Below are 2,294 nucleotides of genomic sequence, written 5' to 3'. Positions count from 1 at the left end.
GAAGCTGGCGGTGAAGCTGGCGGTGAAGCTGGCGGTGACGGCGACGGTATGACCGATGAGGAACGTGCGGCTGCCGAATGGGAAGCCATGGGCGATGGCGACGGCGATGGCGACGAAGAAAGTGGTCAGACCTCGCGAGTTCTCGATCAGGATGAAATTGATAGTCTTCTTGGTTTCGACGATGACGGTTCAGGCGGCCCCGACAGTGGGGTCATGGCCATTATCAATTCTGCTCTTGTTTCCTATGAACGCCTGCCGATGCTGGAGGTTGTCTTCGACCGGCTCGTGCGTATGCTCTCGACCAGTCTTCGCAACTTTACCTCTGATAATGTTGAAGTCTCCCTCGATAATATTACCTCGGTGCGTTTCGGCGATTATCTCAACAGTATTCCCCTGCCAGCGATGTTGGCGGTGTTTAACGCGGAAGAATGGGATAATTACGGCCTTGTTACTGTTGATAGTTCTCTCATCTATTCGATCGTCGATGTTTTGCTCGGCGGGCGACGGGGCACGGCACCGATGCGAATTGAGGGGCGGCCTTACACCACCATTGAACGGACTCTGGTCAGTCGCCTGATCCAGGTTTTTCTCTCTGATCTTTCCGCCGCTTTTGATCCCTTGAGTCCGGTTACTTTCCGCTCTGAAAGGCTGGAGACTAACCCTCGTTTCGCCACCATTGCGCGGCCGGCGAACGCCGCTATTCTGGCAAAACTGCGGATCGACATGGAAGACCGTGGCGGTAAGCTTGACCTTCTGGTTCCCTATGCGACGCTGGAGCCGGTTCGTGAGTTGCTCCTGCAGATGTTTATGGGTGAAAAATTCGGACGTGATTCAATCTGGGAAAACCATCTTGCCGCCGAACTCTGGAAAACAGATGTCAGTATTTCTGCGGTTCTTGACCGTTCTATAATGCCGTTGAAAGACTTGATAAATATGAAGGTTGGCACCCGGTTTATCCTTAATGCGACCGCTGACTCCCTTGTTGAATTGCGCTGTGGTGAACGCACCTTGTTCATGGGACAGATGGGTCGAAAGGGCCTTAATCTGGCAATCCAGGTCACTGATGAGGTCGAGCCCGAAGACGATGAATATACCCATGGGGAAGATTCATGATCCCTTTGATTCTCGATGGTCTGGTTATTGTTCTTCTCGTCGCCACTATCGTCTATTGCGCTCTTCTCAATCGCCGTCTGGGGGCCATGCGGCGTAATGAGGATGAGCTTCAACTGTTAATCGCCAGCTTTAATCAGGCGACGGCCAGGGCCGAGGCCGGAATCGGCGCCTTGAAAAAAGCTGCTGAGGGTGTGCGTGAATCCCTTCATAGCGAGGTCGAAGACGCCAAGGCGCTTTATGACGAACTGTCTTTTATGCTTGAGCGAGGTGATGCTCTTGCCGAACGCATGGGTGGTCGAATTTCGGAGGCTCGGAATGAATTGCCGCAAACAGATGGCGATACGTCGTCTCCTTCAGCCGAATATCAAGAGGAAAGCAAGCTAGATGCTTCGGCTGATGAGGACGAAGAATCTTTCCGCTCACGGGCAGAGCAGGAACTATTAAAAACCCTCGGTATGACGAGATAAATCTTCCCCTTGTCGGTGTTCGTCATACCGCTGATCTTGAGAAAATAAATGAATTTCAGGTTGCGACTCTTTCCTCTCACTATTTTTACCGCCGTCCTGTTGCTGTCTCTGAAAGGCGGCCAGTTCATTGACGGCCTTTCAACCATGTCCGGTTCTTTGCAGGTGGCTCAATCCCGTGCCCAATCCTCTGAGGATGCTGCAGAAACTGAAGATGAAGCGGATGACGAGGATACGTCAGATGAGGAGGCCAACCTTCTTGATGAGGCGGTTGAGGAAGAAGCCGTTGAATTTACCGAGGCCGAGGTCAAAACTCTTCAGGAGCTCGCTGTCCGCCGTAGGGACCTGGACAAGCGCGAGAAGGAAATCGACATGCGCAACGGCCTTCTCGACGCGGCGGAAAAAAAGATTGAGGCTAAAATAGCCGAAATGAAAAAGCTTCAGGGGGTTGTCGAAGGTCTCCTTAACACCTATGACGAGCAGGAAGAGGCCAATATCAAGAGCCTGGTTAAAATCTACGAAAGTATGAAACCCAAGGATGCCGCCAAGATTTTTGAACAACTGGATATGAAGATCCTTTTGGATGTCATTTCCCGGATGAGTGGGAACAAAGTGGCCGCAGTTATGTCAAAAATGAACCCCACAAAGGCTAAATCGGTAACCGCCGAGCTTGCCTTGAGGAGGTATCTGCCTCGCAGTAATGGGGAATTGGGGGGG

The 2,294-nt window shown here is 51.9% G+C and carries 3 protein-coding genes; all 3 read left to right on the top strand.

What is annotated here, in order from left to right; genetic code table 11:
• The first annotated feature begins 48 nt into the window (after positions 1-48).
• Positions 49-1,113, top strand: a complete 1,065-nt coding sequence (gene fliM, locus HOJ95_18635) for a flagellar motor switch protein FliM (GenBank protein MBT6396711.1) — start codon at positions 49-51, stop codon at positions 1,111-1,113.
• The gene (locus HOJ95_18630) at positions 1,110-1,580 is read left to right on the top strand and encodes a hypothetical protein (GenBank protein MBT6396710.1); all 471 of its coding nucleotides are present in this window, start codon (positions 1,110-1,112) and stop codon (positions 1,578-1,580) included. The genes fliM and HOJ95_18630 overlap by 4 nt, the downstream gene beginning before the upstream one ends.
• A 48-nt stretch (positions 1,581-1,628) precedes the next feature.
• Positions 1,629-2,294, top strand: a 666-nt coding sequence (locus HOJ95_18625) for a MotE family protein (GenBank protein MBT6396709.1), incomplete at its 3' end; no start/stop codon positions are given.

It is taken from the genome of Nitrospinaceae bacterium (assembly GCA_018669005.1).
Classification (GTDB): domain Bacteria; phylum UBA8248; class UBA8248; order UBA8248; family UBA8248; genus UBA8248.
The sequence above is the reverse complement of the archived record's forward strand: the minus strand, read 5'-3'. Positions and strand labels throughout refer to the sequence as shown.

Excerpts from the sequence above, each read along its gene's own strand:
- fliM (MBT6396711.1), top strand. The coding sequence starts at position 49 with ATGACCGATGAGGAACGTGCGGCTGCCGAATGGGAAGCCATGGGCGAT.
- HOJ95_18630 (MBT6396710.1), top strand. The coding sequence starts at position 1,110 with ATGATCCCTTTGATTCTCGATGGTCTGGTTATTGTTCTTCTCGTCGCC.